Origin of the sequence: Enterobacter sp. PGRG2 (assembly GCF_030291195.1) — a bacterium.
In the GTDB taxonomy this organism is placed as follows: domain Bacteria; phylum Pseudomonadota; class Gammaproteobacteria; order Enterobacterales; family Enterobacteriaceae; genus Enterobacter_D.
Genome location: NZ_CP127837.1, coordinates 1,978,875 through 1,981,388, shown reverse-complemented (window position 1 = coordinate 1,981,388; position 2,514 = coordinate 1,978,875). Strand labels below are relative to the sequence as shown.

Below are 2,514 nucleotides of genomic sequence, written 5' to 3'. Positions count from 1 at the left end.
AGCTGCGCAGACCGCGGCCGCGCTGGATCAGATACCAGCACAAGGCATAAAACGCCACGATAAACACCACCAGCACGGCAATGGTAGTGATGAGCGGCACATCACTGATGCCGAGGAAACCGAAGCGGAAACCGCTGATCATGTAGACGATCGGGTTTAAGTGCGACAGCGCCTGCCAGAACGGCGGCAGCAGCGTCAGGGAGTAGAACACCCCGCCAAGGTAGGTCAGCGGCGTCAGCACAAAGGTCGGGATCAGGCTGATGTCATCAAAGGTCTTGGCGAATACGGCGTTAAGCAGTCCGGCGAGCGAGAACAGCACCGCCGTCAGCAGCAGCGTCAGGCCGACGAACAGCCAGGAGTGCACCTGGAAGGGCACGAAGAACAGCGAAATCGCCGTCACCAGCACGCCGACGCACAGCCCACGCGCCACGCCGCCGCCCACATAGCCGACAATAATCACATGCGTCGGCACCGGCGCGACCAGCAGTTCTTCAATATTGCGCTGGAACTTGGCGCTGAAGAACGACGAGGCGACGTTGGCGTAAGCATTGGTGATCACCGCCATCATGATCAGACCCGGCACGATAAACTGCATGTAGGTAAAGCCGTGCATTTCGCCAATGCGCGAGCCGATCAGGTTACCGAAGATGATGAAATAGAGCGTCATGGTGATGACCGGCGGCACCAGCGTCTGGATCCAGATACGCATAAAACGCTGAATTTCTTTATGCCAGATGCTTTTCAGCGCGACCCAATAAAGCTGCATCATGCCTGGTCTCCTGTTTTTTCGTTTACCAGCGTGACAAACAGCTCTTCAAGACGGTTCGCTTTGTTACGCATACTTAATACCTGAATACCCTGCGCGCTCAGCTGGCTGAACACGCTATTGATGCCCTGCTCGCGCAGCACTTCGACCTCCAGCGTCGAGGTGTCCACCAGACGATACTGATAACCTTCCAGCTTCGGCAACGGGCTTTTCGCCGCCAGATCGAGAATAAAGGTTTCGGATTTGAGCTTCGCCAGCAGGGATTTCATGGAGGTATTCTCCACCAGTTGCCCGTGCTGAATAATGCCGATATTACGGCACAGCATCTCCGCCTCTTCCAGATAGTGGGTGGTCAGAATGATGGTGGTGCCTTTGTCATTCAGATCCTTCAGAAAGCCCCACATGGAGCGGCGCAGTTCGATGTCAACGCCCGCGGTCGGCTCGTCAAGGATTAGCAGTTTAGGTTCATGCATCAGGGCGCGGGCAATCATCAGACGACGCTTCATGCCGCCGGAGAGCATACGCGCACGTTCGCCGCGTTTTTCCCACAAATCCAGCTGCTTTAAGTATTTTTCACTGCGCGCTACCGCTTCGGCACGCTCAACGCCATAGTAACCGGCCTGGTTCACCACAATCTGCTGCACGGTTTCAAACGGGTTAAAGTTGAACTCCTGCGGCACCAGACCGAGCTGGCGTTTGGCGTTGACGACATCTTTTTCAAGGTCGTAACCAAAGACGCTGACCCGTCCGGAAGATTTATTTACCAGCGAACTGATAATACCGATGGTGGTTGACTTACCGGCGCCGTTTGGCCCGAGTAGCGCATAGAAATCCCCTGCTTCTACTTGTAAATCAATACCCCGCAGCGCCTGAACGCCGCCCGGGTAGGTTTTTTTAAGCTGCTCAAGCTCCAGTGCAATGGTCATGACTGCTTTTTTACCTTTTTTCTTACACTCTATGTGTGGTTTAAAAAAAAATGGAGTTGACCTATATTAGCTCAACGCTATTACTTGGTTACAGGTCGTTAACCTCAATGAAAGACATAGATACACTCATTAGTAACAATGCACTATGGTCAAAAATGCTGGTCGAAGAGGATCCGGGATTTTTTGAGACATTAGCACAGGCACAGAAACCGCGCTTTTTATGGATTGGCTGTTCAGACAGCCGCGTTCCGGCTGAGCGCCTGACCGGTCTTGAACCCGGTGAGTTATTTGTTCACCGAAACGTTGCCAACCTGGTGATCCACACCGATCTGAACTGTCTGTCGGTCGTTCAGTATGCGGTGGATGTGCTGGAAGTTGAGCATATCATCATCTGCGGTCACTACGGCTGCGGCGGTGTGCAGGCGGCGGTGGAAAACCCGGAACTGGGCCTGATCAACAACTGGCTGCTGCACATCCGTGACATCTGGTTTAAACATAGCGCACTGCTTAACGAAATGCCGGAAGAGCGTCGTCTGGATACCCTGTGTGAGCTGAACGTGATGGAGCAGGTGTATAACCTGGGCCACTCAACCATCATGCAGTCAGCGTGGAAGCGCGGCCAGAACGTGACCATTCACGGCTGGGCGTACGGTATTCACGACGGTCTGCTGCGCGATCTGGAAGTAACCGCCACCAACCGCGACACGCTGGAATCGCGTTACCGCCAGGGGCTGTCCAACATCAGCCAGAAGCACATTAATCACAAATAAGATTCGTTATATTNNTATGCCGGGTGGCGGCTTCGCCTTACCCGGCCTACGT

3 protein-coding genes are annotated in these 2,514 nt (G+C 54.0%); 1 reads left to right on the top strand and 2 read right to left on the bottom strand.

The annotated features are described in order from the left end of the window. On the bottom strand, window positions 1-769 hold a 769-nt coding region (locus tag QRD42_RS08565), incomplete at its 3' end, for an ABC transporter permease (RefSeq protein WP_072570667.1). Next, window positions 766-1,692 carry an ABC transporter ATP-binding protein gene (locus tag QRD42_RS08560; protein WP_318374724.1) on the bottom strand — a complete coding sequence of 309 codons (927 nt, stop codon included), beginning with the start codon at window positions 1,690-1,692 and terminating at the stop codon, window positions 766-768. The genes QRD42_RS08560 and QRD42_RS08565, both read right to left, overlap by 4 nt. 107 nt (window positions 1,693-1,799) lie before the next feature. Between QRD42_RS08560 and can the strand changes: the two genes are divergently transcribed. Continuing rightward, a complete protein-coding gene (gene can / locus QRD42_RS08555; RefSeq protein ID WP_072570664.1) occupies window positions 1,800-2,462 on the top strand; it encodes a carbonate dehydratase in 663 nt (220 codons plus the stop codon). The last annotated feature ends 52 nt before the right edge of the window (window positions 2,463-2,514 follow it).